The sequence below is a fragment of the Labrys miyagiensis genome (genome assembly GCF_030160835.1).
Taxonomy (GTDB): domain Bacteria; phylum Pseudomonadota; class Alphaproteobacteria; order Rhizobiales; family Labraceae; genus Labrys; species Labrys miyagiensis.
The window spans coordinates 131,120-157,743 of the sequence record NZ_BSPC01000054.1; the positions used below are offsets into that span (position 1 = coordinate 131,120).

The window sequence follows — 26,624 nt, forward strand, 5'->3', positions numbered from 1 at the left end:
ATGGCGGTTTCGGCTGCCATTTTCTTTCTGGCCGAGTGATGTGACACGGCGGGAGGCTTTCCTGGGACCGCAGGCGTCCCGCCTGCACCTTGGACCGCAACGTTTCCAAGAGCAGGCGAGACGCCTGCGGTCCCAGGAACGCCTCCAGCCGCTTATCCTATATGCCGGTCCGGATTTTTTCCCTGGCGGCATGCGCCAGAAAGCTGGATCGCGTCAGTCCACGCGCTTCAGCCGCCGCATCGATCTCCGCGACGAGATCCGGATCGATCGAGATATTCAGACGCACCCATTTCTTGGCAGCTTCAGGCAGATAGGGAATAGCGATGAAAATCGCCCCCTCTCCCAGCGCCTGACTGACTTCCGGATCGTCGTGCAATTCCCAATGAGAGCGGGCAACGGGACGCTGGCGGCCGGCACGCTCTTCATCGTCTATCCATTCCGCGAGAGCCGCGATGGCATTGCCGACGGCCTCATCCATGGTCTTGCCCATGGCGACACAGCCTGGGCAATCGGGAAAGGAAACGCCGATGGAAGGAGCCTTGCCATCCACGAGTGCAACATATCGCATGAATTCCTCCTATCTCCAGCCCGCGGCCTTGGCGATAGAGCGCGCGACACCTGGCGAAAGTTCACGATGACGCGGCACCATTATCGAGGAAAAGCCCGGCTCGACGAACTTATCGTGCTCACCGCCTCCGACATTTACCCATCCCTCCGCTTCAAGACGCTTGACGATCTTGTTGCGGTTGGTCTCCGGAGCGGTCATGCGTGAACCTCAAATATAAAGGATTCACTGGCATTAAATGGCTCGATGGTCAAATTATTTTACGCAATGCATTACACAAAATCGCCGACATAAGGCATCATACCAACTCTCTTGACTTGCCTGCGTCACATCCCTGTGGAAGGCTTGGCAGACCCACTGTCCGCACTCCCGGGAGAGGCCCATGTCGAAGATCTCGCGCCGTCAAACCCTTGGTCTCGGCCTGGCAGCCGGCTTCTCCATGACCATGCTTGCCGGTGGCGAAGACACGGCAAAGGCGGCGCCCGCCGGCACCACCTTCTCGCTTCTCCTGGTCAACGACATCTACCAGGCCGGTGACACCAAGGGCCGGGGCGGGTTCCCCAAGCTGGCGGCGGTGGTCAAGGCCGAGCGGGCCCGTGGCGTGCCCATGCTGTTCTGCCACGCCGGCGACAGCTTTTCGCCCTCGCTGATGTCGGGCTTCGACCAGGGCGAGCACATCGTCACGCTCACCAACATGATCAAGCCCGATGTCTTCGTGCCCGGCAATCACGAGTTCGATTTCGGCACCGACGTCTATTTCAAGCGACTAAGGGAAGCCAATTACCCCTTCTTCGCCGCCAATATGCGCCAGGCCGACGGCTCCTCCATCCCTGGCATGCAGGACAACACGATCATCGAGCTCGGCGGCATAAAGGTCGGCGTCACCAGCCTGGCGCTGGCTGCCACGCCCCAGATGTCGCAGAGCGGCAACCTCGTCTTCAAGCCGGAGATGGAGACCCTCCGCGCCGAGACCGCGGCGCTGCGCAAGGCGGGTGCCGAGTTCATCGTCTGCGTCGCCCATACCGACCGCACCATGGACAATGAGATCGTGCGCTCGCGCCTGGTCGACGTGCTGCTCTCCGGCCACGACCATGACCTCGCCATCGGCTATGACGGCCGCACGGTGATGGTGGAGTCCAACGAGGAAGGCAATTTCGTCACGGCCATCGACTTCGCGGTAACAGTGAGCGGCGAAGGCGACCAGCGCAAATTGAGCTGGCTGCCGAATTTCCGCGTACATGACAGCATGTCGGTGACGCCGGATCCCGAGGTGCAAGCCGTCGTCGACAAGCTCGAAGCCGAGCTGTCGCAGGAACTGGACGTGGTGATCGGCAAAACGGTCGTCGCACTCGACAGCCGAACCGCCAGCGTGCGCTCCGAGGAAACGACCATGGGCGATCTGATCGCCGACGCCATCCGCGCCCGTACCGATGCCGATTGCGCCCTCACCAATGGCGGCGGCATCCGCGCCAACAAGCTCTACCCGGCCGGCTCGCAGCTCACCCGCCGCGACATCCTCTCCGAACTGCCTTTCGGCAACACCACGGTGCTCGTCGAGCTGAAGGGGAGCGATCTGAAGGCTGCGTTGGAAAATGGCGTCTCGCAGCTGGAGAATTATGCCGGCCGCTTTCCCCAGGTATCGGGCATGATCGTCACAGTGGATAGCAAGGCCCCGGTCGGCTCCCGCATCGTTTCGGTCAGCATCAATAACGAGCCGCTCGATCCAACCAAGAGCTACAAGCTCGCCTCCAATAATTTCATGCTCGCCGGCGGCGACGGATACACCGCGCTGGCCAAAGGTCGGGTGCTGATCGGCGCCACCGATGGCAAGCTGCTCGCCAATGAGGTGATGGTCTATGTGCGCCAGAAGGGCGTCATCGGCATCAGCGCGCAGAAGCGCATCGTGATCCAATAGGCATCGCCTCTGGCCTGGATCAGTCAAGCCGACACGGATTTGACCGGCACCTGACCAACTCGGCGCCCCAGCCAACTTCTGGAAAATCAAGCCTTTTCAAGGGTATGCCCGGCGACCTTCGCGTCCGACCTGATGCCATCCCTTATACTTTCCTTATTTGTCGGCTGCTCTCGTCGAGCCTATTTTCTCGGGTGTCTTCAAGACCGCAGTGCCGTCAAGCTCATGACCACCATCAGACTTCGCAAAGCCCGGGCCGAGGATCTCGACACCCTGGTGAACCTCGAATTCTCCGTCTTTCCCGGTGACCGCATCTCCCGCCGAAGCTGGCGGGATCTCCTGAAAAGCCCTTCCGCCCTGGTGACCGTGGCCACGGTCGGCGACATCGTCGCCGGCTGCACGGTCGTGCTCCTCAATAAGCGCACCGCCATCGCCCGGCTCTATTCGATCGCCGTCGCGCCGGAGGCCCGCAAGCAGGGCGTCGCCCGGCTGCTCTTGGACGTCGTCATGCTGGCAGCGGCCGAGACCGGTGCCTGCCTCCTCAGGCTCGAGACCCGCTTCGACAATCTCCAGGCCCAGCGCCTGTTCATCCACCTTGGCTTCAAGCCCTTCAAGCGCATCCCCGCCTATTACGAGGACGGCGCCGAGGCCATTCGTTACCAGCGCATGATTTCGGACGACGAGATCCATGCGCGCCCCGAAAGCAAGTCATGTCATCTCAACTGATCATCGTCGAAAAGCGCAGCGATTTCCGCTGGCCGGATCCCGAGGCGCGCGTCCTCACCGCGCAGGAATTCATCGCCGAGGGCCGAAATGCCCTCAATCGCCCGCATCGGGTGATCAATCTGTGCCGCAGCTACGCCTATCTCAGCATCGGCTATTACGTCTCGCTGCTGGCCGAGGCCCGTGGCGACCGGGTGACGCCAAGCGTCGAGACCATCACCGACCTGCAGCAAAAGGGGGTGCAGGCCCTCAAGCTCGCCGGGCTCAACCGCTGCCTCGGCCCCCTGCCCTCGGTGCCGCGCGCCGTCAACGCCATGCGCGTGCAGGTTTTCTTCGGCCAGATCGAGGACAAGGAATTGGCCGAGATGGCGGCCCGCAGTTTCGAGCTTTTCCGCTGCCCTTTGCTCGCCATCGACCTCGAACGCATCGGTGGCGGCCATGGCTGGAAGATCGCCAACCTCCATCCCCTCGACCCGCGCGACGTCGATGCCAGCCGAGACAAGGTCTTTCTCGATGGCCTCGGCAAGTTTGCGCGCCGGCCCTGGCGGGCTGCGCCGACGTCGAGCGGGCCGCGCATGGATCTGGCCGTCCTGCACGATCCCAAGGACCCGATGCCGCCCTCCAAGCTCAAGACGCTGCAGGCGATGGCGCGCATCGGCCAGAGCATGGATATTGCGGTCGAGCTGATCGAGAAGAAGGATTTCCCGCGCCTCACCCAGTTCGATGCCCTGTTCATCCGTGAGACCACGGCGATCGGCCATCACACCTTCCGCTTCGCGCGCAAGGCGGCGAATGAGGGCATGCCGGTGATCGACGACCCGGACTCGATCCTGCGCTGCACCAACAAGGCCTACCTCTCCGAGCTTCTCGCCGGCAATGGCATCGCCGCGCCGCGCACCCTGTTCCTGACCAGGCGCACGCTGCCGACCTTCGAAACGGGCCTGACCTATCCCGTGGTGCTCAAGGTGCCGGATGGGGCCTTCAGCCTCAGCGTCAAGAAGGCGGAGAACTGGGCCGAGTTCCAGGAGATCGCGGCCGCGATGCTGAAGGAGTCCGACCTCATCCTGGTGCAGGAATTCATCTACACCGCTTTCGACTGGCGCATCGGCATCCTCGCCGGCGAGGTGATCTTCGCGGCCAAATACTTCATGTCGTCAGGCCATTGGCAGATCATACAGCATGAAGGCGCCGGCAAATATGTCGAGGGCCGCACCCAGGCGGTGGCTGTCCAGGATGTCCCGCGCGAGGTGCTGGATCCGGCCCTCGCTGCCGCCCGCCTGATAGGCAACGGGCTTTACGGCGTCGACCTCAAGCAGACCAGGACGGGAGTGCTGGTCATCGAGGTCAACGACAATCCCAACATCGATATCGGCATGGAGGATGCGGCGGCGGGCGAGGACCTCTACCGCACGCTGCTGCGGCACTTCCAGACGCTGGTCGATGCCCGGCACCGACAGGTGGCGCCGGTGGTTCCGCTGCAAAGAACGGGGAGCTGAGATAACCCCGAAGGACTCGGATCTTGCGAAGATGGGTGCAACGCCCACCCTCCCCTTGATGGGGAGGGTGAGTGTCGCGCCTCCTCCAACAAAATGAGCACCCACGGGCAAGGATGCCTGCGAACCCAGGAAATCAGTGCTTCGCCAATGCCTGGGGCTGCTTCGCCAGCGTCTGCGGCGGCACGGACCGCGGCCGTCTCGGCACCGGCGGGGCGGAGAGCAGCGGCGAAACGATGATATCCGCGAGACGATCGGAATCGCCATCGAAACCGTGGCCGCCAGACTCCGGCAGGATCGTGAAATCGGGACGGGCATTGGCGAGTGCTGGGCAGGCCATCGCCGCCATGCGGTCTTCCTTGCCATAGATACATTGCACGCTGGGCGCGTCGATGCGCGCGGCCTCGGGCAGCAGCGGCGTCTCATTGGGATAATCGTCGTCACTGAGTTCGATGCGCATATCGGTCACCGGCGCGATCGACAGGAGCGACACCACCGCCACGATGCGCTTGGTGGCCGGCGGCAGGCGGTTATAGACCAGCGGCAGCGCATCGGCGCCGAAGGAATAACCGACCAGCGCCACCCGGTCGACCGGCCAGGCCGCGCGGAAATGGCGGATGATCCGGCGCAGATCCACAGCCACATCGCCGGGATCGCGCTTGGCCCAGAAATAGCGCCGGGAATCGATGGTCACCACGCCGACGCCCCGCTTGGTGAGCGAGGTGGCGAGATTGCGGTTGAGCGGGCCCATGCCGCCATCCCCGGACAGCACCACCGCTAGGCGATGGGGCAGTGCGTCGGGCTGTGCAACATAAAGCGGCAGGTCGGCAAGATCACCCGGGCCATGCGGGCCGGCATCCTTGCCGAGCGCCTCGGCCGCCTCCTCCGCGGCCGTCTCGTCGCCATCCTCGATCTCGCGCAAGGCCGTGAAGCTCGCTGCGGTAGAGGCGCTGGCATCGGCATTGGTGAGCGTGGAGGTGTTGGCGGCGCAGGCCGACACCGTGTCGGGCTTCATGTCGGTGGTGTGAAGGGCGATCACGCCGGCGATGCTGTGACCCGCGGCTTCGAGCGCCAGCGCCCGCGCGGCATTCTGGCCGAGACCGGCGCCGGCCAGCACCGGCGTCTGGTAGGGCGCGATGTCGAGCAGGCGCTCCACATGCAGGGTGACATCCTCGATATGGCCGGCCAGCTCCGTGCAGGTCATGGTGCGGCCGAGCCCGATGACATGCCGGCTCGCCGGCCAGCTCAGGCCAACGACGAGATCGCCGTGCTGCATGAATTCCACCGCGACCCGGCTCTCGTCCCGGCCGAAGCCATCGGAATCCGAGAGGAGAACGACGACGTTCTTGGGGGCGGCAAAGGGTTTGAAGAGCCTGATATCGCCGAAGATCGGATCGGTCGTCGCGCTGCGCCCGGCAGCCTGCGCCATGGTTGCCGGCAGGACCGCGATCATCAGGGCCGACAACATGCAGATGAGACGCATGGGTCACCAAACGGCGAGTGACGGCCTCGCCGCCGTAACACTCCTGTCAGAAAGTAATCCGCAACCTATGCAGGAGTCGAGCCGTCCAATGGAGGTAGGCGATCACTTCATATTGATTCTCGTCATCATCACCGCGCCCAATATCAGGAGGCCGCCGACAAGCTGATCGAGGCTGAGAGCTTCGCCGAACACGAAATAGGCGATGATCGCCGACAAGATGGGGTGCGAGAGCAGGATGATCGCCACGATCCCGGCGGGCAGGCGGCCGATGCCGACGGCGCTGAGGCCCTGGCCGAGCACCTGGCAGATCAGGCCGAGGCCGACGACCACGGCCCAGCCTTGCAACGTATGCGGCAGGAAGGTCCCGCCCTCGACCAGCACAATGGCTAGCAGGCCCATAGCCGCCGCGATGGTGGAGACCAGCGTTACGTCGGCGGCAAGACGGCTGCTGCGCGCCACGCGCAGGGCGACGAGATAGAAGGCGTAGGAAAAACCCGCCGCGGTGGCCAGCAGGTCGCCTCGCCCCATTGAGAAGCCGCCATGATAGGCCCCACTGGTGATGACCACGCCGACCAAGGCGACGCCGAGCGCCAGCAACACCAAGGGGCGGATCCGGTCGCGCAGCAGCACGAAGCCGGCGACGACGGAAGCGACCGGCGCGAGATTGGAGATGAAGCTGGCATTGGCCACAGAGGTGAGCGGCAAGGCGGCATGATAGAAGGCGAGGTCGCCGGAAAAGGCGATGCCCGCCAGCACGGCTGCGACGAGCCCCGGGCGCGACAGCAGGTTCGCCAGGGGTTGGCCGCCGGCTCGACCGGCTTCCGCGCGAGCCCAGACAACCAGCACAGGCAGCGAAAACATCAGCCGCCAGAACGCCGTCGCCGCCGGCGCCACATCGCTGAAGCGGGCGAGAATGGGCGACCAGGCAATCGCCAGCACGGCCGCGATCATGGCGCCGAGGCCGACGGAATCCACCACCGGCAGGCTGGCGGCACGGCTGGTGGAGGTAATATCGCTCATAACAGGCTCACGCAGGGGACATATTTGCCGAGGCTGACCATAAGCGGGACTTCCCATACGCGAAAACGAATGTATCATATGGAAGGATATCAAATCCTTATGGATTGCCTGCCATGCGCCATTTCGACACCGACAGTCTGGAAACGCTGGTCGCCATCGTGGACCGCGGCGGCTTCACGGCGGCGGGCGAGGCGCTCGGCAAGACGCAGGCAGCGGTCAGTGTCATCGTCTCGCGCATGGAGGCCCGCGTCGGCAAGCGCCTGCTGGAGCGCTCGCGCAAGGGCGTGACGCCGACCTTCGCCGGCGAGATCCTGATCGGCTATGCCCGCCGCATCCTCAGCCTGGAAGACGAGGCGCTCGCCGCCATCGGTGGGGACGAGGCGGCCGGACGCGTGCGCCTCGCTGTCCCGGATGACTTCGTCGACATGATGGTGACGCCACTGATCGGTGCCTTCTCGCGGCGATTTCCCCGCGTGCAGCTCGAAATGCGCTGCGACCTTTCCTTCCGCCTCGAACCCATGCTGGAGCGCGGCGAGGTCGACCTTGCCATCATCACGCAGGATCCGGCCCGTCCGCTCGGCGAGGTGCTTCGCCGCGAGCCGCGAGCCTGGTGCGCCGCACGCGACCATCGCCCTGAGCTGATCGATCCGCTGCCGCTCGCCATGTTCCCCGACGGCTGCCGCTGCCGGCCGGATGCGCTCGCCTCGTTGGAGGCCATGGGCCGGTCCTGGCGGATCGCCTACACCTCCAGCCACATGCCCGGCATCCATTCGGCCGTGAATGCCGGCATGGCCGTCTCGATCCTGGGGGTCTCCTCGATCCCGAAGGAATGGCGCCGCCTGGGCGAGGCCGAAGGCTTCCCCGAGCTGCCGCCGCTCGACATCGCGCTGGTCGTCCCGGCCAATGCCAGCGTGGCGACCAGGCGTTTCGCAGCCTTCCTGCGCGAGACGGTATCGCAGCAGGAGCTGGCAGCCTGAGGTGTTCTGTCGATCTGATAAGGGTAAGGCATGTACGAACACGTTCCCTTAGTAGCTAAGCGAATACCAGCGTCATTCCGGACGACCGAAGGGAGATCCGGAATCCACGAACACCATCTTCCGAGGGCAATGTTCATGGATTCCGGCGTTCCGCTACGCTCCAGCCGGAATGACGGTGCTGCGACCAATCCCAAACCCACCGCGCGTTAGCCACCATGGAGCCTCCCGCCCGCAAGCCCCTGCGCATCGGTTTCATCTTGGCCAACGACTTCACGCTCTCGGCCTTCTCGCTCTTCGTCGACACGCTCCGCCTCGCCGGCGACGAGGGCGATCGCAGCGGCAAGGTCCATTGCGACTGGGACGTGCTCAGCGCGAACGGCCATCTCATCCGCTCCAGCACGGGCGTCGAGGTGGCGCCCACGGCGGCGCTCGCCGATCCGCGGCGCTTCACCCATGTCGCCGTGGTCGGCGGCCTGCTGCGCGATCCCGAGCCGGTCGGCGCCGCGGCCCTGGCTTTTCTGCGCAAGGCGGCACAAGAGAACGTGCCGCTGATCGGCGTCTGCACGGGCACCTTCATCCTCGCGCGCGCAGGCCTAATGCGCGCGCGCAAGGTCTGCGTGAGCTGGTACCATCTCGAAGAATTCCGCAGCGAGTTTCCGGACAACACGCCCATCGCCGACCGCCTGTTCTTCGTCGACGGCAACCGCATCACCTGTTCCGGCGGCGCCGGGGCGGCCGATCTCGCCGCCTTGCTGGTGGAACGCCATCTCGGCCTCGCCATGAAACAGAAGGCCCTCGACGTGCTGCAGATCGAAAAGGCGCGGGCGCCGTCCGATCCGCAGCCGCATGTGCCGGTGGCCCGGCCCGTCTCTGACAAGCGGGTGCGTCGCGCCTTGCTGATCATGGAGCAATCCATGGCCGATCCGCTGCCGATCTCGGAGATCGCCAGCCGCTGCGGGCTTTCGACGCGCGGCCTGGAGCGGCTGTTCATGAACGCGCTCAACACCCGCCCCAACGCCGCCTATGTGCGCCTGCGCCTCGAAGTGGCGCACCAGATGGTTGTAACGACGGCCAAGAGCATGATCGAGATCGGCGGGGTGACCGGCTTCACCCATTCCTCGAATTTTTCGCGGCGCTTCAAGGAGGCCTTCGGCATCTCGCCGATCGCGTTGCGGAGGAACGGGCGTGGGAGGCCTGCGGCGAGCGAAAATAGCGTTGGCGCCAACTTTGGCTGAGGAGCCGCCGGCTTGGAGTGGCGGTCTCCGACCGCCATCTTCCTATCCGGGGAGCACAGCGGTTCAAGACTAGCGGTCGGGGACCGCCACTCCAATTCACCTCACCGCGGCGGCAGCGTCGTCCCCTTGATATCGGCCGAGCGGGCGGAGAGCAGGAAGGCCGCCGTATCCGCGAAGGCTTGACCGCCGGAAAGAAGCTGGTTGACGCGGATATCCTGCGCGGCGAACGCGTCGCTGAAGTGCCGGGCCGCCTCGGCCAGGGCGCCGCGCACGCCCGCCGCCGGCCAGGGCTCGCCCTTTCTCTCCGCACCGGCCACCAGCAGGACGGCGCTGGAGGCATGCAGCAGCGGCCCGGCGGCCTCGACCGCCTCGACGGCATGGCCGACATTGAGGGCAAGCTCCGCCTGCCAGGCCTCGCGATCCGCTCCCCCCTTGGTCGCCATGGTGCCGTTGCAGACAAGGCCATCCAGGCGTCCAAAGATCTCGACGACGCTGGCAACGAAGGCCGCGGCTTCGCCCGGCACGGCGAGATCGCAGGCATAGGCGAGGCACCGGCCGCCATGGCCCTCGATCACGGCATGGGCATCGGCCAGTTCCTGCGCGGAACGCGCCGCGATCGCCACTGCCGCCCCCTCGGCAGCCAGGCGCTCGGCAATGGCAAGGCCCACACCGCGCGAAGCACCCGTCAGCGCGATCACCTTGCCGGCAAATTCAAGATCCATGCTTTGCTCACCTCAAAAAGGAGCCGAGAGTGTCAGATGGCGCGGAAATGAGCAACTTGGCGGGGTTCCTTGGATCGCAAGCGTCCCAGCCTGCTCTTCCCGGGGTGCGCGGACGTCTCGTCCGCCTCTTGGAAACGAGTCGCTCCACGATAAAGGAAGAGGCGGACGAGACGTCCGCCCACCCGGGAAGAGGCCCGCGCTCCCAGCTACTGCATCAGCCTCGGCACCGTGCCAGTCAGGCCCGTCGCCTCGCGGATGAAGAAGCGCTTGGCGGCCGGGAAGCGTTCGACGAGGCCGAGGCCGAAATCACGCACCAGGCGGATGGCGTCGTTGTCGTTGGAGAACAGGCGGTTGAGGCCGTCGGTCGCCATGCCCATCGAGACGGTGTCGAAGCGCCGCCAGCGCTGGTAGCGCTCCAGCACATCGGGCGCGCCGATATCGAGGCCAAGGCCGGCGGCATCGGTGACGCATTCGCTGAGCGCCGCCGCATCGCGGATGCCGAGATTGAGCCCCTGCCCGGCGATCGGGTGGATGATGTGGGCGGCATCGCCTACGAGAGCCAGGCGATCGGCCACGAAAGAGCGGGCAATACGCATGGCGAGCGGGAAGGCCGCGCGCGGGCCAACGGCGCGCAACTCGCCAAGCTTGAGGCCGAAGCGTTTTTCGAGCTCGGCATGGAAGCCGGCCTCGTCGAGGCCGATGATGCGCTGCGCCTCCGCGGTCTTCTCCGTCCACACCAAGGAGGAGCGCCGGCCGGTCAGCGGCAGGATGGCAAAGGGCCCGGCCGGCAGGAAGTGTTCCTCGGCGCGGCCCTCGTGATCGAGCTCGTGCTCCACCGTGGTGACGATGCCGGACTGGCCGTAGTCCCAGCCATGCATGGCGATGCCGGCCTGCTCCCGCAGGCGCGATCGCCCACCATCGGCCGCCACGAGGAGACGCGCGGTGATGTCCTCGCCCGAGGGCAGGATGGCGGTGATCTCCTCGTCCTCCCGCCTGTAGCGGCTGACGGAGGCGCCCTGCCCGCGCAGCTCGACGCCGAGCGCGGCGGCCCGCTTCACCAGGGCATCGAGCAGCAGGCGGTTCTCGACCATATGGCCGAAGGGCTCGCCCGGCTCGACATCGCCGCCGAAGGAGAGAAACGAGGGCCGGATCGGATCGTCGAGCCTGGAATCGGTGATCACCATGTCGAGGATGGGCTGGCTTTCGCTCGCCACCTCGCCCCAGACGCCGAGCCTTTCGAAGAAACGGCGTGCACCGGCGGCGATGGCGGAGGCGCGGGCATCACGCGAAGGCGTTCCACCCAGGACGGGATCGACGACGACAATGTCGAAGCCCCCGCCCAGTTCCACCTTCAGCGCCACGGCGAGGCCGAGGCCGGCAAAGCCGCCGCCCGCGATGATGAGATCGGCTTGCTTCACCATGGTTGATCCTCACACTTGACTTTCAGCAGCAGGAACGGCTCGTCTGCATCCATAAGGAAGCCATGATGCCCGATCCCATCTCCAATCTGCTCTCGATACTCGATCTCGAACAGCTCGAACATAATCTTTATCGCGGCACGAGCCCGCAGGTGGGCTGGCAGCGCGTGTTCGGCGGGCTGGTGATCAGCCAGGCCCTGGTCGCCGCCAGCCGCACGGTCGATGCCGAGCGGCGCGTGCACTCCCTGCATGGCTATTTCCTGCGCCCGGGCGATCCCAGCGTGCCGATCATCTATGAGGTCGACCGCCTGCGCGACGGCAAGAGCTTTGCCACCCGCCGGGCCATCGCCATCCAGCACGGCCAGCCGATCTTCTCGCTTTCCTGCTCCTATCACCGCTATGAGGAAGGCTGGAGCCACCAGTCCACCATGCCCGAGGTGCCCAAGCCCGACCAGTTGCCGAGCGATATCGAGCTGAAGGAGCGCTTCCTCGCCTTGATGCCGAAGAGCGTGCGCGATTACTGGGAGCGCGAGCGGCCGATCGAACTGCGCCCCGTCGACCTCACGCGCTATGTCGCCCGCATTCCGCAGGAGCCGAGGCAATATATCTGGATCCGCGCAGCCGGTAAGCTGCCCGAGGATCCCGCCGTGCATGAGGCGGTGCTGGCCTATGCCTCCGACATGACGCTGCTCGACACCACGCTCGTCGCCCATGGCAAGAGCGTGTTCGACACCGACGTGCAGGCCGCCTCGATCGACCATGCACTCTGGTTCCACGCTCCTTTCAAGATGGACGAGTGGCTGCTCTACGCGCAGGAGAGCCCGTTCACCGGCGCCGCGCGCGGCTTTGCCCGCGGCCAGATCTGGCAGGCTGGCAAGCTGATCGCCTCCGTGGCGCAGGAGGGCCTGGTGCGCCCGAGATGGGACAAGGATACGAGCCTGGGGAATGTTTCGCGCTGACTGGGAGCCCGTGCCCGGGTGCGCGGACATCTTGTCCGCCCCTTGGAAACGGCTCGCTCTACGATATCGGAAGATGCGGACAGGATGGACTGCACCCGGGATTATCGCGTCAATCCCTCCAGGGCAGCGCACAGTTTTTCCCCGTCTCCCGCCACCAGCACCATCTTCACCCGGCTGGTCGCGCCCTGCGCAATCGACACTTGCGACGCGGATACCTTCAGCGTCTTGGCAATCAGCCTGATCAGCGCCTGGTTTGCCTCGCCATCCGTCGGCGCGGCGCGCACGCGGGCCGCAAGCACCGGTCTGCCGTCAGAGAGGACCTCGACCTTGCCGAGCGCATCCTTGCCGCCGCGCGGGGTCAGTCGCATGGCGATGCGCAGACCCTCGGGCGAAGCCTGCCAGGCCGAGCCGGCGGCGAGCATCCTCAGGGAACGTTCGGAATGACGTATTGCACGATTTCCATCTGGAGCAGCCAGATGACCAGAAACACCACGATCGGCGACAGGTCGAGATTGCCGAAATCGGGCAGGCGCCGGCGGATCGGCGCCAGCACGGGCTCGGTCAGCCGATAGAGCACGTCGCCAACGGACGCGACCATCGGGTTGCGCCGAGAGACGATGTTGAACGCCACCAGCCACGAAAAGACGATCGAAGCCAGGAGAATGAAGGCGTAGATTTGGAGAAGATAGACAATGATGATGAAGATCGGTTGCATCTCAGCTTAAGGCCTTCGGCGGGAGCGTGGTGGCTATGATCTAACGATGCAGCGACGGCAGGACAAGAGTGCAGCGCGAGCATTGCCACTTGCCTCAATCTCTGCGACACATCCGCCATGAGCACGCATGATCACGACCATGACCATGATGACGACCACCATCATGGCGCGCCGCCCTCCCCGATGGCCGAGCGGGTGAAGAAGCTCGAAGCCGTGCTGGTGGAAAAGGGCTATGTCGATCCCGCCGCCCTTGATGTCTATATCGATACCTATGAGACCAAGGTCGGCCCGCGCAATGGCGCCCATGTCGTTGCCCATGCCTGGCGCGACGAGGAATTCCACCACTGGCTGCTGGAGGACGCCACCGCCGCCATCGCCTCGCTCGGCTATTCCGGGCGGCAGGGTGAGCACATGAAGGTGGTGGAGAATACGCCTGAGGTGCATAACCTCATCGTCTGCACCCTGTGCTCCTGCTATCCCTGGTCGGTGCTGGGCCTGCCGCCGGTCTGGTATAAATCGGCGCCCTACCGCTCGCGGGCAGTGATCGACCCGCGCGGCGTGCTGGAGGAATTCGGCGTGAAGCTGCCGGCGAGCAAGGAGATCCGGGTCTGGGATTCCACGGCGGAACTGCGCTATCTCGTGCTGCCCGAGCGGCCCGACGGCACCAAGGGCTGGAGCGAAATGGCCCTGGCCCAGCTCGTCACCCGCGATGCAATGATCGGCACCGGCCTGGCGATCCAGCCGGGCGGGCTGTAGGTTGTGCTCTTCTTTCAAAAGTCGCGCAGCCCCTCGCCTCTATCCTCTCCCCGCGAGCGGGGCGAGGGGGCGCAATCGGCGAGACCTGTTCTCTGGCGCCTCATCTCGCCCAACCGTTGCGCGAGATGAGCCCTTTCCAAACTACGCGAGCCTTCGAAGTCCCCTCGCCCCGCTTGCGGGGAGAGGATAGAGGTGAGGGGCTGCGCGACTTCTCAGAACTAGAACAAAATCAAAGCCCATGACCCGCTTCATCACCAATGCCCGCATGTATTCCGTCACGCCCGAGGTCGAGGAGAGCTGGAAGGCGCTGCTGGGCCATGTACTGGCCATGGCGGGCGTCGATTTCGACTATGTGCCCTATCCCGCGCCCAAGCCGCTGGAGGTGTTGTGGGAACGCGAGGATCTCGGATGCGTCTTCATGTGCGGCTATCCCATCGCCTTCCAGCTCTCAGAAGTCATCCCGATCGCGGCGCCCATCCCCTCCGCCCCCTGGTCACAGGGCAAGCCGCTCTATCGCTCCGACCTGATCGTCAGGAAGGACAGCCCCTTCCGGCGCATCGAGGATACGTTCGGCCATCGCGTCGGCTGGACGGTGGAGCACTCGCATTCAGGCTTCAACGCCTTGCGCCACCATCTTCTTGCCTACCGCACACCGAAGTGTCCTACGCTCTACAGCGAAGCACATGGCAATCTGATCACCGCGCGTGGCATCCTCGACGCGGTGCTGGCCGGTGAGATCGACGTCGGCCCGCTCGACGGCTATTGGCATGACCTGATCCGCGCCTATCGCCCCGACCTCACGGATGGCATCCGCGTCATCGCCAGCACGGATCTCGCCCCGATACCCTCGTTCGTCGCCGCGCCGGGCCTGCCGGCCGAAACGATCGTGCGCCTCAAGACCGCCTTCGCCGCCGCCCATCACCAGCCCTGGTTCGCGCCTCTGGGTGAGGCGCTGCACCTCACCGCCTTCGCGCCGGTGGAGTTGGCCGACTTCGAGCGCACGCTCGCCTGGGACCGGGAAGCGAGAGAGCAGGGCTACGCGATGATCGCGTGAGGCTGGGAGTTTCCGGGTGCACGGGCATCCTGCCCGTTCTTGGAAACGACGCCTCCAATGACAAAGGAAGAACGGGCAGGATGCCCGTGCACCCGAAAGCCCTGAGACCGCAGGCTTCCGTCCAGCGCCCAAAAGAAAAGGGCGGAGAGACCCCCTCATCCGCCCTTTGGGGCCTTCCCTGCTTGGGGAAGGCGAGATGGGTTTGCAGCCTCAGTACAGCGGCTGCGGCTCCAGGGCCGAGAGCGGCTTGGGCCGAGGCTTCGGCGCAGGGGCCGGAACTGGCATGCCACCCATGTCGGCCTCGACGGCGGCCGGCCGGATGGTCACGGTCGGCACAGCGCGGGACTGCGCCACCATAGCCTTCGCGCGTTGGGGCTTCACGGCCGGCGCGGCGTCAGCCACACCCGACGGGCCCTGCTCGAAGTTGAATTGCGGCTGCGGCGCGCGGTTGCGGATCGGCGGCAGATGGACCTGGCCAACCGACGGGCGTACCGGCGGCAGGGCCTCAGGCGCGTTGCCAGCATCCGTGTCGTTCTGCGCCACTTCCGCTTCTGGCGTACGCAGCTTCTTCGCCGTGTTCAGGCGAGCCGGACGGGCCGGCGGCAGGATGTCGATGACGGGATCCGCCTGCGGGCCGGGATCAGCCTGATAGGCTGCGACCGCCAAAGGCTTGGCCGCCGTGCTGCGACCATATTTGCGGGGCTCGCGCGGCGGCATCGGCATCTCGGCCGAAGCGACATCCATGCGGACGGGCTTGGGAAGCGGCGCGGGTTCGGGAAGCGGCGCGGGCTCGGGAGCAGCCAGCGGCGGCATATCGGCCTGGGCCACCATCACCGGAGCCTCGGCAGGCGCGCTACCCGGCCTGCTGCGCTTCTCGTAGAAGGCATTGCCGCCGGCGACAGCCACGTAATGCATGTTGGAATAGGGGTAGGTATAGCCAGCGGTGTGGAAGAACATGACGTTCTTCGCCATGCCGGGATAGCGCTTGCCGGAGAGCACCGCGTCCGCCATGCGGAAGGCGCGCGGCTTGCCGGAATCGGCCATTTGCTTGGTGAGGACGCCCGGTGCGAACTGCACGCGCTGGCCGACCACGCCGCAGATGGAGCGGGGATACTTGCCGGATTCGTAGCGGTTCATCACCACGGTGCCGACGGCGAGCATGCCGTCATCGCTCGACCGGTTGGATTCGAAATACATCGCGCGCGCCAGGCACTCACGTTCATTGGTCGTGCTGGCCACACGCGAACCGGAGAAGAGGGCGCAGCCGCCAAGGCCGGACGTCGCAATCGCGATCGCGAGGAAACGTGCGGCAAATTTGATGGTGTCTGTTTTCATACGCTCGTTGTGCTGTGAGGAAGTTAACGACCGGTAATGAATTATGTGGCGAAAAAACAACGTGGCTACAAAACTTCTCCACACCGGGGTCTTTTTAAGGGAATGGTTAGCACTTTCTTGCCACAGAGTGGCGAATCTGCAACAATTTGTCTGACAAATAGGCCCATTTTGGTCATCCCGGACAAGGCGCAGCGCGCAGTGCTGCGGCGCAGATCCGGGACCGCAAGAAGGTGAGTCTCTCTCCGCTGACGGTCCCGGATCTGCGAAGCGTCACTGCGTGCCGCATCGCGTCCGGGATGACCTTGACCTCGTCGATTGACGCCGCTCGCTGCCAGCGCCATAGCAAGGAAGGCATCGGGATAGAATCGCCGCAATCGGAGAGGAACCATGAACGCACCAGCGAAGGCGCACGGCTCGAACAGGACGCAGACGGATGAACTCCTCGAGCGGCGCGCCAATGTCTTTTCGCGCGGCATGAGCGCGGGCCAGCCCGTCTTCGCCGCCAAGGCCAAGAATTCCGAGATCTGGGACGTCGAGGGCCGGCGTTTCATCGATTTCGGCGGCGGTATCGCCGTGCTCAACACCGGCCATCGCCACCCCACGGTGATGAAGCGCGTCTATGAGCAACTCGAGAAATACACACACACCTGCCTGATGGTGACACCCTACGAGCCGGCGGTGACGCTGGCCGAAAAGCTCATCGCCATGACGCCGATCTCCGGCCCCAAGAAGGTGATGCTGGTCACCACCGGCGCCGAGGCGGTCGAGAACGCCATCAAGGTCGCGCGCGCCCATACCGGCCGCTCCGACGTCGTGGTCTTCAATGGCGCCTTCCATGGCCGCACGCTGCTGGCCATGGCGATGACCGGCAAGGTCGTGCCCTACAAGACCAAGTTCGGCCCCTTCCCCGGCGGCGTCTGGCGCGTGCCCTACCCGATCGAGCACAAGGGCATCTCGGTGGACGACACCTTCGATGCCCTGAAATGGCTGTTCAAGACGGATGTCGACCCGAAGAATGTCGCCGCGATCGTGATCGAGCCGGTGCAAGGGGAAGGGGGCTTCTATGTCGCCTCCCCCGAATTCCTCAAGCGGCTGCGCGCGCTCTGCGACGAGCACGGCATCCTGCTGATCGCCGATGAGATCCAGACCGGCTTCGGGCGCACCGGCAAATGGTTCGCCATGGAGCATTCCGGCGTCGAGCCCGACCTGCTTACCACCGCCAAGAGCCTGGCCGGCGGTTTCCCCCTCGCCGGCGTGGTCGGCAAGGCCGCGATCATGGATGCACCCGATCCGGGCGGCCTCGGCGGCACCTATGCCGGCAACCCGGTTGCCTGCGCCGCCGCGCTGGGCGTGATCGAGGCCTTCGAGACCGAGGGCCTGCTCGACAAATCGATGAAGCAGGGCGAGATCATCATCAAGCGCCTCAAGGCGATCAAGCGCCGCAAGGAAGGCCGCCCGATCGGCGACATCCGGGGCCTTGGCGGCATGACGGCCTTCGAGCTCGTCACCAGTCATGGCGGCAACGAGCCCGACCCCAACGCCGCCAAGGCGCTGGCGGCCGAATGCCTGGAGCGCGGCCTGATGATCCTCACCTGCGGCGTCTTTGGCGAGACGGTGCGCCTGCTCGCGCCGCTGACCATCCAGCCCCGCGTGTTGAAGGAAGGCCTCGATATCCTCGAAGCCGCGCTCACCACGCCGAAATGAGGCTGCTTCGACTTGTTGTCCTGCCGTTCCAGCTGGCGATACTGCTCGTCGGCGGGACGGCCTCGGCCCAGGTCGAGATCGGCAACAACGTCTTCGTGGGCGGCCACCGCGTCACGCCCGGCACCTATCGATCGGTGCACATCGAGACCACCACCCGCCGCCCACCTTGGTATGGCTGCCGCTGGTTCGCGCCGGGGGCGGTGTATCAGGGCAGGCGCATCCGCACGCGGACGAAGATCTGCAACTGGAGGCAGGTGCCTTACAATAAGAAGTGACGGTAACCCCCTGAGATGCCTGCCCTTGGAACCGCAGTGGTTCCGTGCTGGTCTGGAGACCGACATAGCGAAGCACAAACCGGCGAAGCGTTCCTGGGACCGCAGGCGCCTCGCCTGCTCTTGGAAACGATGCGGTTCAAGAGCAGGCGAGACGCCTGCGGTCCCAGGAGCGCTTCCGACGCTTTCGTACACATGCTGAAGGAAAGAGCAGGCAAGGATGCCTGCGATCCCGGGAAGGTGCCCAGTCACACCCTCTCCCACGCCTCGCTCTTCTCCGAGCGGAACAGCGCGTCGATGATCTTCATGTTCTGCACGGCGTCTGCCGGCCCGTAGGGCAGCTTGATCTCGCCCCGCACGGCCTTCGAAAAAGCCTCCGCCTGCTCGGCATATTGGTCGACGGGGTGGATCATCTCCGGCACCACCGAGGCATCACCCAGCTTGGAGCCGTCGTCGGTGAGCACGGTCACCGCTTCCATCTGTGGAGCATTGAAGGGGATGGTGATCTGGAAGCGCTTCTTCGTGCCGACGATATCGACGCGCTGCAGGGGCGTGAGCTGGGTGGAGCAGGTGAATTCCGTCCGCCGCCCGCCGCCGAAATCGAGGATGGCCGAGGCGAGGCGGTCGACGCCCGTGTGGGGATCGCGGTCGACCAGCGCGATGACGCGTTGCGGCTCGGCCTCGAAGATGAAGCGGCCCGCGACGATCGGGTAGCAGCCGATATCCATGATGCCGCCGCCGCCGATGTCGAGCTGGTTGCGGATATTAGCCGGATCGTCATTGTAATAGGAGAAGAAGCACTGGATGGCACGGACCTCGCCAAGCTCGCCCGAGCGGGCAGCGTCCCGCGCGCGCAGCCATTGCGGATGGAAACGCACCATGAAGGCCTCCATCACCAGCCGGTCCTGCGGCAGAGAGAGCAACTTCTCGGCATCGGCGGCGTCGAGACCGACGGGCTTTTCGCACAGCACATGCTTGCCAGCCGCCACCGCCTGCAAAGTCAGCGGCACGTGAAGGTGGTTAGGTAGAGGATTATAGACCGCCTCGATGTCGGGATCATCAAGCATCTCCTCATAGGAGCCATAGGCCTTGGGGATGCCGAGCTCCCTGGCCGCCTCCTGCGCCCGGGCGAGATCGCGCGAGGCGATGGCGACGACTTCCGCCGACGGCGCCCGCTGGATGCCTGGAATCACCTTGCCGGTGCCGATCCTGGCGGTTGAAATGATACCCCAACGCGTCTTGGCCATGGCGGCCTCCTCCCTGAATAGTCTGACTTATCGGTTGGACTATTCTTGGCATGGGGAAGCAGGGGAAGGAAGCCCCTGGGAGCATTCCGGGTGCACGGGCATCTTGCCCGTTCTTGAACCGGCGCGCTTGAAGGTTGGGAAGAACGGGCAAGATGCCCGTGCACCCGGAAAAACCGGCGCTCCCAGCCTACTCCTCGCCCATCGCGATCAGGCTGGCGTTGCCGCCGGCAGCCGCGGTGTTCACCGCCACCACCTGCTCGGAAGCGAAGCGCTTGAGGTAGTTCGGGCCGCCCGCCTTCGGGCCGGTGCCGGAGAGGCCGACGCCGCCGAAGGGCTGCGTGCCGACCACGGCGCCGATCATGTTGCGATTCACATAGATATTGCCCGCCGGCATGCGCTCCGTCACCGCCTCGATGGTGCTATCGATGCGGGTATGAACGCCGAGCGTCAGGCCGTAGCCGCTGGCGGCGATGGCATCGAGCAGGGCGTCGAGCTTGCCGGCCTTCCAGCGCACCACATGCAGCACCGGCCCGAACACCTCGCGCTTGAGGTCCTCGACCTTGCCGATCTCGAAGATATGCGGCCCGACGAAAGTGCCCTCGGCGGGCGCCTTGGTGGCAAGACGGGTCTTGGCGGTCTTCGAGATCTCGGCGATATGAGCTTCGAGCCCGGTCTTGGCCTCGGCGTCGATCACCGGGCCGATCTGCACCGAGAGGTCGCGCGGGTCGCCGAGCTTCAGCTCCTCCGCCGCGCCCTTGATCATGGTGACGATCTTGTCGGCGACATCGTCCTGCACGCACAGCAGGCGCAGGGCCGAGCAGCGCTGGCCGGCCGAGCGGAAGGCAGAGAGCACGACATCGTCGGCCACCTGCTCGGGCAGCGCGGTGGCATCCACGATCATGGCGTTGATGCCACCGGTCTCGGCGATCAGCGGCACGATGGCAGCGTTCTTGGCGGCGAGCGCCCGGTTGATCGCCCAGGCCGTCTCGGTCGAGCCGGTGAAGGCGACGCCTGCCACGGCGGCATTGTTGATGAGGGCGGCGCCGATGCGGCCGTCTCCCGGCACGAACTGGATCACCGAACCAGGTACGCCGGCTTCCAGCAGGATTTTCACCGCCTCATGGGCGATCAGCGGCGTCTGCTCGGCGGGCTTGGCGACCACGGCATTGCCGGCGGCGAGCGCCGCCGCGACCTGGCCGAGGAAGATCGCCAGCGGGAAGTTCCAGGGGCTGATGCACACGAACACGCCGCGCCCACGATGAACAAGGCGGTTCTCTTCACCCGTGGGGCCAGGCATGGCCTCGCCCTCCGCAAAGAGCTTGCGGGCCTGGGCGGCGTAATAGCGGCAGAAATCGACCGCCTCGCGCAGCTCGGCAATGGCATCGTCGATAGTCTTGCCGGCCTCGACTTGCAGGAGCGACAGGAGCGGGCCGCGGCGGGCCTCCATCAGATTGGCGGCATTGTCGAGCGCGGCGGCACGCCTGGCGACATCGGTGCGGTCCCAGGCACGGAAGCCGGCGGCGGCAATTTTCATCGCCTCGCGCGCCTGGTCCTCCCCGGCCTCGACCACGCTGCCGGCCACCGTCTTGCCGTCCACGGGCGAGATCACCGGCCGTGCCTTGCCGGACACCGGCTTGCCGTTGATCAGGGGCGTGGCGTCGACCTTGCCGCCCTTGGCAAGGTCGGCCTGCAGGCGGGCGAGATCCTCGCGCGACCCAAGCTCGACGCCATCGGAATTGTCGCGCTCCTCGCCATAAAGCTGGCTCGGCATCGGGATCCGGACGTGGCGGGCCTTGCGGGCATTGCCGATCTGGATTTCGGGCCGGCGCAACAGGCTCGATATCGGCACGGCGGGATCGGCCGCCACCGAGACGAAGTTCGAATTGGCGCCGTTCTCGAGCAGGCGCCGCACCAGATAGGCGAGCAGGTCGGCATGACCACCGACCGGGGCATAGACGCGGCAGGCGGTGGCGGGGCGCTCCTTCATCAGGGCCTTGTAGGCAAGATCGCCCATGCCGTGCAGGCGCTGGAACTCATAGCCCTCGGTGCCGCCAGCAAGCTCGACGATGGTGGCGATCGAGAGCGCATTGTGGGTGGCGAATTGCGGATAGATGTGCGGCCGCGCGTCCAGCATGCGACGGGCGCAGTGGATGTAGTTGAGGTCGGTCACGGCCTTGCGGGTGAAAACGGGATAGTCTTCGAGGCCCCGTTCCTGGGCGCGCTTCACCTCGGTGTCCCAATAAGCACCCTTGACCAGGCGCACCATCAGACGGCGGCCGAGAGACTTGGCCAGCGCCTCGACATATTCGATCACCGCGAAGGCGCGCTTCTGATAGGCCTGGATGGCGAGGCCGAAGCCGATCCAGCCTTCCAGGGCAGGATCCGCCAGCACGGCGGCGATGACGTCGAGCGAGAGTTCGAGGCGGTCGGCCTCCTCGGCGTCGATGGTGAAATTGAGATCGTAGCCCTTGGCCTTGCGGGCGAGTTCCTGCACCAGCGGCACGAGCTCCGCCATCACGCGGTCACGGCTGAGGGCCTCGTAGCGCGGATGCAGCGCCGAGAGCTTGACGGAAATGCCGGGACGGGCGGGCAGCGCCTGCTTGCCGGCCGCGCGGCCGATGGCATCGATGGCGTCGCTGTAGCTCTTGAAATAGCGCCTTGCGTCCTCGGCCGTGCGGGCGCCCTCGCCCAGCATATCGAAGGAATAGCGAAAGCCCCTGCCCTCGCCGGAGGCGGCGCGCTTGAGGGCGTCGCCGATGGTCTGGCCCAGCACGAAATGCGAGCCGAGCACCTTCATGGCCTGGCGCGTGGCGGTGCGCACTGCCGGCAGGCCGATGCGCTTGGCAAGCGAGGCGACGATGCCTTCCGGCGTCTCGCCGGGCTGGATCACGCGGGCGGTGATGCCGAGCGCCCAGGCCGAAGCAGCCACCAGACGCGCCTCGGATTTGGTCTCGCGATTGGCCCAGTCGCCCTGGCCGAGCTTGTCCTCGATGAGGGCATCGGCCGTCTCCTTGTCGGGCACGCGCAGCAGCGCCTCGGCCAGGATCATCAGGGCCAGGCCCTCCTTGGTGGAGAGCGAATATTCGCGCAGGAAGTCCTCGATGCCGCCGATCGAGCCGACGCCCTTGCGGATCGCCTCGATCAGGCGGGTGGCGGTGGCATCGATGCGAGCCTGGCCCGCCTGGTCGATGGCGGGATCGGCCAGCAATTGCGCCACGATGGTGGAATCGTCGGCGGCATAAGGGGCATGGAACTGCGGCATGACAGGCATTTCGGGAACTCCCTTGGAGATGCTGGAATCTCGCACTGATCGCGTAGTTTTTCGACGGCGATTTTTGGAGTTTGGTAGTGATAGTCACTAGCTTTTGTTATAGTGATAGCGATATTCGCGGAAGGCGCGGTTTTGGTGTGCCGACCTCCAGGTCGGCACTCTTCTCCGCCGTGCGATGCGCAAAAGTGCCGACCTGGAGGTCGGCACACCGAGCCCGAGCCCCATGCCAGAACCATCCTCCATCGACCGCACCGACCGCAAGATCATGCGCCTCCTGCAGGCCGATGGACGCCTCGCCACCGTCGAACTCGCCGAGCGCATCGGCCTCTCCCCCACCGCCACCACCGAACGGGTCAAGCGCCTGACACGCGAGGGCTTCATCACCGGTTTCGGCGCACGCCTCGATGCCGGCAAGCTCGACCGCGCCTTCCTCGTCTTCGTGGAAGTGCTGCTCGACAAGACCACGCCCGATGTCTTCGACCGCTTTGCCGACGCCGTGCGCCGCACGCCCGACGTCGCCGAATGCCACATGGTGGCCGGCGGCTTCGACTATCTCCTCAAGGTGCGCGTGGCCGACATGGCCGCCTACCGTAACTTCCTCGGCGACGCGCTGTGGACCGTGCCCGGGGTCAGGGAGACCCGGACCTATACGGTGATGGAGGAAGTGAAGGCCGATCAGGGCCTGCCGGTGTAAGGCGTACCCGCCTCAAACAGGTCAGGGAAGCATTCGCCGCAAAGGGATCGGCGGGAGACGCCGTTCCATGTGCTGGATCGCACAGGCCGGGGCATTTGGGTCATGCGATGTAACCCAGGTCACAATACCAAAAGGCAGCGGCAGATGCCTCGACGTCAGGTCCATGATCTCGATAATCTGAAACAACTCATCGAAGACCAGGAAGCACAGGGTATTCGCTTTCAGTTCCTGGGTTGGGCGATCCGGTTGCCGGACGGCGAATTCGCCTATGGCGCCCATACGCAATACGGCATCACCACACGAAAGCTCGTGATCACGCAGGATCAAGCCGAAGCTCGCCGCCTTGCGAAGAAGAACCGCGGCGAACTGGTGGAATACTGGACGACGCCAAAGGTGACCCTGGCCATCGCCCGAAAGGGCAGTGAAGCTGTGTGGTGGGATGCCAAGGTCACGGCGTGACGCCGCCAGGCGCCTCGGGAGACAATTTTCGGTAGAGAACGCATGGCTGGTCGTGAAAGACGACATCACGCTCGAACAGGAAACCCGCTTTCTCCAGAACATGGCGGGAAGCGGCATGCGAGACGAAGACCACGCCGACCAGCGAAGAAAGGCCCAGCCGCTGGAATCCCACCTCGAGCAACGCCTTGGTGATCTCACTTGCCAGGCCCATTCCCCAGAAAGATCGCTTCAAGGCGTAGGCAATCTCCACCTCCCGCGCATCCTCGACCACGACGTGCCGGATGCCGGCACGTGCAACGAACTTGCCGTCCGATGTCCGCCAGGTCCAGAGCCCGAATCCGTAACGATCCCAATGGGCCAGGCTGGTTTCGAGATAGGCCGTGGTCACCGTGGGCGAGCGCACGCCACCCAGATAGCGTGAAACATCCGGGTCGAGATGAAGCGCGACGAGATCATCAAGGTCCGCATGTTTGAGCCTTTGGGCGGTCAGTCTTTCGGTCGTCCAAATTTCCATGATGCGGGCACCGCGCAATTCGGCCATAAAGCCCCGAAATAGCATAGAGATTGCTCCGGGCCGCAACCATCTCGCGCCACCGTGGTATTCCTTTGCCCCGCAATGCAGGAGGAACTTGCTTCCATGTCCAGCGACAGACCCCGCCGGCCGAGCGATCCGTGGAAAACTGCGGAGTCAGCCTTCAAGCCGAAGGTTCCCAAGGCGGCGAGCCCGGCCCCAAAGAAACCGGCCATCCCCAATGCCAAGGAACTTGTCTCGCTGCGGCTCGACCGGGACGTGATCGAGCACTATCAGGCTGAGGGCCTCGGCTGGCAGGATCGCATCAACGCCATCCTGCGCGAGGCCTCCGGCATCGACCAGGCCGAGGGGCTGCGCCCGGATCAGCTCAATGCGGAGAACGACGGCTGAGGCGCCCCCTCAGCTCTTCACTTGGAATTCCGGATCGGCCGGAATCTGCATGGCCGTGACGAGGTGGTTGGTCTTGCCGGCAAGGCCGATCACCGCCAGGAGCTCGCCATATTGAGCATCGGACATGCCTCTCGCGCGGGCCGCTGCGGTGTGCGAGTGGACGCAATATTGGCAGCCATTGGCGGTGGAGACGGCGATATAGATCATCTCTCGCACCAGCGGATCGAGAGCCCCCTCGCCCACCATTACCGCCTTCACATCCTCCCAGGTTCGCTTCAGCAGCACGGGATCATTGGCGAGGCCGCGCCAGAAATTGTTGACGAAATCGGATTTGCGCGTGGCGCGGATGTCGTCGAACACCGCCCGCGCGGTGGGAATGGCGGCGACCTCGGCATCGGTGAGCAGCTTTACGGTGGCCATGAGGGACTCCAGAAGTGAATCGGGGGGCGGGTCTTCAGACCCGGCTCTCTTCTTCAGAGGACGGTTGTTCCAAAAGCCGGGTCTGAAGACCCGCCCCCCGATTATCCCAACCGATCCCCGCTTGCCGCATCGAACAGATGCAACGCCCGGTCGTCAAAGCCGATGCCGATCTTCTCGCCGATCTCGCGCTGGAAATCCTTGTCGACCTTCACGGTGACGGTGGAGGAAGCGCAGCGGCAGGTCACGAGCGAGTGGTCGCCGATCAGCTCGGTGGCGAAGACCTCGCCGGCGAACTTGCCGAGTTCCGGCGTCGTCACCCGGCAATCCTCCGGCCGGATGCCGACGACGGCCTTGGCCGCGCTGGCATGGCTAGGCGTGCCGAAACTGCCAGCGGGCGAGGAGAAGCCACCATCTTTCAATTCGCCCTCGAGGAAGTTCATCGGCGGCGAACCGATGAAGCCGGCAACGAAGAGATTGGCGGGCCGGTTGTAGATGTTGGCGGGCGTATCGAGCTGCTGCAGCACGCCCTTGTCAAGCAGGGCGACACGGTGCGCAAGCGTCATCGCTTCCACCTGGTCATGCGTGACATAGATGGTGGTGATGCCGAGCTCGTGCTGCATATGCTTCAGCTCGGCCCGCATATGACCGCGCAATTTGGCGTCAAGGTTGGAGAGCGGCTCGTCCATCAGGAAGGCGGCGGGGCGGCGGATGATGGCGCGGGCGAGCGCCACGCGCTGGCGCTGGCCGCCGGAAAGCTGGCGAGGATACCGGTCAAGCAACTGGTCGAGCTGCACCTGGCGGGCGACATCCTTCACCGCCGCCTCGATCTCGGCCTTGGGATGTTTGCGCACCGTCAGCGGGTAGGCAATGTTGGCAAACACAGTCTTGTGCGGATAGAGCGCATAGGACTGAAACACCATGGCGATGTCGCGATATTTCGGCAGGATGTTGGTGACGTCGCGCTCGCCGATCCGCACGATGCCGGAGGTGACGGTCTCCAGCCCCGCGATCATGCGCAGCGCCGTGGTCTTGCCCGAGCCCGAGGCGCCGAGCAGCACCAGGAACTCCCCGTCCTTCACATCGAGGTCGAGGCCTTTGACGACATCGACCGCGCCGAACGACTTGTGGATGTTCTGCAGCGTCACTTGCATTCGTTTGATCCGATTTCATGCGGGCGGGATAAAGGCATGGCGCGAGCAACGTCATTCCGGGGCTTCCTAAGGAAGAACCCGGAATCCATGAACCCCGTCCTGTGATGTTCGTGTTCA

General features: G+C 65.0%; 26 protein-coding genes and 1 pseudogene. 13 read left to right on the forward strand and 14 right to left on the reverse strand.

All coding sequences use genetic code 11. The annotated features are described in order from the left end of the window. Positions 1-157: 157 nt before the first annotated feature. Positions 158-568, reverse strand: a complete 411-nt coding sequence (locus tag QQL24_RS24000) for a type II toxin-antitoxin system HicB family antitoxin (RefSeq protein ID WP_284314819.1) — start codon at positions 566-568, stop codon at positions 158-160. 9 nt (positions 569-577) lie between these two features. Further along, a complete protein-coding gene (locus QQL24_RS24005; RefSeq protein WP_284314820.1) occupies positions 578-766 on the reverse strand; it encodes a type II toxin-antitoxin system HicA family toxin in 189 nt (62 codons plus the stop codon). Positions 767-947: 181 nt separating this feature from the next. Here QQL24_RS24005 and QQL24_RS24010 point away from each other — a divergent pair, with 181 nt between their 5' ends. The 3 genes from QQL24_RS24010 (at position 948) to QQL24_RS24020 (ending at position 4,696) form a co-directional block, all read left to right on the forward strand. Beyond that, a complete protein-coding gene (locus QQL24_RS24010; protein WP_284314821.1) occupies positions 948-2,480 on the forward strand; it encodes a bifunctional metallophosphatase/5'-nucleotidase in 1,533 nt (510 codons plus the stop codon). 222 nt (positions 2,481-2,702) lie between these two features. Next, positions 2,703-3,203, forward strand: coding sequence for a GNAT family N-acetyltransferase (locus tag QQL24_RS24015; RefSeq protein ID WP_284314822.1), 501 nt, complete (start codon positions 2,703-2,705; stop codon positions 3,201-3,203). Next, positions 3,188-4,696, forward strand: a complete 1,509-nt coding sequence (locus tag QQL24_RS24020; RefSeq protein ID WP_284314823.1) for a RimK family ATP-grasp domain-containing protein — start codon at positions 3,188-3,190, stop codon at positions 4,694-4,696. Before QQL24_RS24015 ends, QQL24_RS24020 begins: the two co-directional genes overlap by 16 nt. A gap of 133 nt (positions 4,697-4,829) precedes the next feature. Here the strand turns inward: QQL24_RS24020 and QQL24_RS24025 are convergent, their stop codons facing one another. Together QQL24_RS24025 and QQL24_RS24030 are read right to left on the reverse strand one after the other, a co-directional pair. Next, complete coding sequence (locus tag QQL24_RS24025) at positions 4,830-6,176, reverse strand: AcvB/VirJ family lysyl-phosphatidylglycerol hydrolase (protein ID WP_284314824.1); 1,347 nt, start codon at positions 6,174-6,176, stop codon at positions 4,830-4,832. A gap of 102 nt (positions 6,177-6,278) precedes the next feature. Then, entirely contained in the window at positions 6,279-7,196 is a 918-nt protein-coding gene (locus tag QQL24_RS24030) for a DMT family transporter (protein ID WP_284314825.1), read from the reverse strand. A 113-nt stretch (positions 7,197-7,309) separates the two neighbouring features. On the opposite strand from QQL24_RS24030, the gene QQL24_RS24035 reads away from it, so the two are divergent. Both QQL24_RS24035 and QQL24_RS24040 read left to right on the forward strand, forming a co-directional pair. Then, the gene (locus QQL24_RS24035) at positions 7,310-8,173 is read left to right on the forward strand and encodes a LysR substrate-binding domain-containing protein (RefSeq protein WP_284314826.1); all 864 of its coding nucleotides are present in this window, start codon (positions 7,310-7,312) and stop codon (positions 8,171-8,173) included. Positions 8,174-8,388: 215 nt separating this feature from the next. After that, positions 8,389-9,408, forward strand: coding sequence for a GlxA family transcriptional regulator (locus QQL24_RS24040; protein ID WP_284314827.1), 1,020 nt, complete (start codon positions 8,389-8,391; stop codon positions 9,406-9,408). Positions 9,409-9,509: 101 nt separating this feature from the next. Here the strand turns inward: QQL24_RS24040 and QQL24_RS24045 are convergent, their stop codons facing one another. Together QQL24_RS24045 and QQL24_RS24050 are read right to left on the reverse strand one after the other, a co-directional pair. After that, positions 9,510-10,130 (reverse strand): SDR family NAD(P)-dependent oxidoreductase, encoded by a 621-nt coding sequence (locus QQL24_RS24045; protein WP_284314828.1) that lies wholly within the window; start codon positions 10,128-10,130, stop codon positions 9,510-9,512. A gap of 206 nt (positions 10,131-10,336) precedes the next feature. After that, the gene (locus tag QQL24_RS24050) at positions 10,337-11,551 is read right to left on the reverse strand and encodes a ubiquinone biosynthesis hydroxylase (protein ID WP_284314829.1); all 1,215 of its coding nucleotides are present in this window, start codon (positions 11,549-11,551) and stop codon (positions 10,337-10,339) included. A 65-nt stretch (positions 11,552-11,616) separates the two neighbouring features. Between QQL24_RS24050 and tesB the strand changes: the two genes are divergently transcribed. Next, positions 11,617-12,507 carry an acyl-CoA thioesterase II gene (gene tesB, locus QQL24_RS24055; RefSeq protein ID WP_284314830.1) on the forward strand — a complete coding sequence of 297 codons (891 nt, stop codon included), beginning with the start codon at positions 11,617-11,619 and terminating at the stop codon, positions 12,505-12,507. A gap of 101 nt (positions 12,508-12,608) precedes the next feature. Here tesB and QQL24_RS24060 read toward each other — a convergent pair whose 3' ends face one another. Together QQL24_RS24060 and QQL24_RS24065 are read right to left on the reverse strand one after the other, a co-directional pair. After that, positions 12,609-12,929 (reverse strand): DUF167 family protein, encoded by a 321-nt coding sequence (locus QQL24_RS24060; RefSeq protein ID WP_284314831.1) that lies wholly within the window; start codon positions 12,927-12,929, stop codon positions 12,609-12,611. Positions 12,930-12,931: 2 nt separating this feature from the next. Then, a complete protein-coding gene (locus QQL24_RS24065) occupies positions 12,932-13,222 on the reverse strand; it encodes a YggT family protein (protein WP_284314832.1) in 291 nt (96 codons plus the stop codon). A gap of 117 nt (positions 13,223-13,339) precedes the next feature. Between QQL24_RS24065 and nthA the strand changes: the two genes are divergently transcribed. Both nthA and QQL24_RS24075 read left to right on the forward strand, forming a co-directional pair. Continuing rightward, the gene (nthA, locus tag QQL24_RS24070) at positions 13,340-13,978 is read left to right on the forward strand and encodes a nitrile hydratase subunit alpha (RefSeq protein ID WP_284314833.1); all 639 of its coding nucleotides are present in this window, start codon (positions 13,340-13,342) and stop codon (positions 13,976-13,978) included. Positions 13,979-14,216: 238 nt separating this feature from the next. Next, positions 14,217-15,032, forward strand: coding sequence for a phosphate/phosphite/phosphonate ABC transporter substrate-binding protein (locus QQL24_RS24075; RefSeq protein WP_284314834.1), 816 nt, complete (start codon positions 14,217-14,219; stop codon positions 15,030-15,032). Positions 15,033-15,788: 756 nt separating this feature from the next. Here QQL24_RS24075 and QQL24_RS24080 read toward each other — a convergent pair. Then, a pseudogene (locus QQL24_RS24080) lies at positions 15,789-16,319 on the reverse strand (cell wall hydrolase); the annotation flags it as partial. 435 nt (positions 16,320-16,754) lie between these two features. Between QQL24_RS24080 and gabT the strand changes: the two are divergent. Both gabT and QQL24_RS24090 read left to right on the forward strand, forming a co-directional pair. Continuing rightward, positions 16,755-18,071, forward strand: a complete 1,317-nt coding sequence (gene gabT, locus QQL24_RS24085) for a 4-aminobutyrate--2-oxoglutarate transaminase (protein ID WP_284314835.1) — start codon at positions 16,755-16,757, stop codon at positions 18,069-18,071. After that, entirely contained in the window at positions 18,068-18,346 is a 279-nt protein-coding gene (locus QQL24_RS24090) for a hypothetical protein (protein ID WP_284314836.1), read from the forward strand. The genes gabT and QQL24_RS24090 overlap by 4 nt, the downstream gene beginning before the upstream one ends. 245 nt (positions 18,347-18,591) lie before the next feature. Here QQL24_RS24090 and QQL24_RS24095 read toward each other — a convergent pair whose 3' ends face one another. Both QQL24_RS24095 and putA read right to left on the reverse strand, forming a co-directional pair. Then, on the reverse strand, positions 18,592-19,590 hold the full coding sequence (locus QQL24_RS24095) for a Gfo/Idh/MocA family protein (protein WP_284314837.1): 999 nt from the start codon (positions 19,588-19,590) through the stop codon (positions 18,592-18,594). Positions 19,591-19,777: 187 nt separating this feature from the next. Then, entirely contained in the window at positions 19,778-22,861 is a 3,084-nt protein-coding gene (gene putA / locus QQL24_RS24100) for a bifunctional proline dehydrogenase/L-glutamate gamma-semialdehyde dehydrogenase PutA (RefSeq protein WP_284314838.1), read from the reverse strand. A 223-nt stretch (positions 22,862-23,084) separates the two neighbouring features. On the opposite strand from putA, the gene QQL24_RS24105 reads away from it, so the two are divergent. Further along, positions 23,085-23,555, forward strand: a complete 471-nt coding sequence (locus QQL24_RS24105; RefSeq protein ID WP_284314839.1) for an Lrp/AsnC ligand binding domain-containing protein — start codon at positions 23,085-23,087, stop codon at positions 23,553-23,555. 69 nt (positions 23,556-23,624) lie between these two features. Further along, on the forward strand, positions 23,625-24,014 hold the full coding sequence (locus QQL24_RS24110; RefSeq protein ID WP_284314840.1) for a hypothetical protein: 390 nt from the start codon (positions 23,625-23,627) through the stop codon (positions 24,012-24,014). Here QQL24_RS24110 and QQL24_RS24115 read toward each other — a convergent pair. Then, positions 24,004-24,594, reverse strand: a complete 591-nt coding sequence (locus QQL24_RS24115) for a GNAT family N-acetyltransferase (RefSeq protein WP_348536497.1) — start codon at positions 24,592-24,594, stop codon at positions 24,004-24,006. The genes QQL24_RS24110 and QQL24_RS24115 overlap by 11 nt on opposite strands. A gap of 57 nt (positions 24,595-24,651) precedes the next feature. Between QQL24_RS24115 and QQL24_RS24120 the strand changes: the two genes are divergently transcribed. Further along, positions 24,652-24,936, forward strand: coding sequence for a BrnA antitoxin family protein (locus QQL24_RS24120; RefSeq protein ID WP_284314841.1), 285 nt, complete (start codon positions 24,652-24,654; stop codon positions 24,934-24,936). A 9-nt stretch (positions 24,937-24,945) separates the two neighbouring features. Here QQL24_RS24120 and QQL24_RS24125 read toward each other — a convergent pair whose 3' ends face one another. Then, positions 24,946-25,356: a carboxymuconolactone decarboxylase family protein gene (locus QQL24_RS24125; RefSeq protein WP_284314842.1), complete on the reverse strand. Its 411-nt coding sequence runs from the start codon at positions 25,354-25,356 to the stop codon at positions 24,946-24,948. A 101-nt stretch (positions 25,357-25,457) separates the two neighbouring features. Next, a complete protein-coding gene (locus QQL24_RS24130) occupies positions 25,458-26,507 on the reverse strand; it encodes an ABC transporter ATP-binding protein (RefSeq protein WP_284314843.1) in 1,050 nt (349 codons plus the stop codon). Between the last annotated feature and the right edge of the window lie 117 nt (positions 26,508-26,624).